This window comes from Neobacillus solisequens (assembly GCF_051233465.1).
Taxonomy (GTDB): domain Bacteria; phylum Bacillota; class Bacilli; order Bacillales; family Cytobacillaceae; genus Neobacillus.
This window is the reverse complement of record NZ_JBKFGJ010000052.1, coordinates 1-536: the sequence shown is the minus strand read 5'-3', so window position 1 is coordinate 536 and position 536 is coordinate 1. Positions and strand designations below refer to the sequence as shown.

The window sequence follows — 536 nt, the reverse complement described above, 5'->3', positions numbered from 1 at the left end:
GAAGTCGGTGGGGTAACCGTAAGGAGCCAGCCGCCTAAGGTGGGACAGATGATTGGGGTGAAGTCGTAACAAGGTAGCCGTATCGGAAGGTGCGGCTGGATCACCTCCTTTCTAAGGATTTATGCTGGACATGAGAGCCAGACATTAGTTGACGTTTTCTGTTTGTTTAGTTTTGAGAGGTCAATCTCTCAAAGCTTTTTTTATTCGTTCTTTGAAAACTAGATAATCGTATGAAGAAACCAAGTAAAAACCGAGAATCGCCATTTTAGTTTTTCTCTCTTTTTAGTAAGAGAACGTAAGACAAATCAGCAGCGAGAAGGTCGAGGAAGCAAGGGAGTGAAGACCGGAGCGTGCTATGGCATGTGAGGATCTGAACGAGCGAAGCTGACGAAGAGATTCGACGCTGATCATTTGTCGTAGGTTAAGTTAGAAAGGGCGCACGGTGGATGCCTTGGCACTAGGAGCCGATGAAGGACGGGACTAACACCGATATGCTTCGGGGAGCTGTAAGTAAGCTTTGATCCGGAGATTTCCGA

The 536-nt window shown here is 46.8% G+C and carries 2 rRNA genes; both read left to right on the top strand.

The window, feature by feature from the left end:
- A 16S ribosomal RNA gene (locus ACI3K6_RS23490) occupies positions 1 to 111 on the top strand; the annotation flags it as partial.
- A gap of 308 nt (positions 112 to 419) precedes the next feature.
- Positions 420 to 536 (top strand): 23S ribosomal RNA (locus tag ACI3K6_RS23485); the annotation flags it as partial.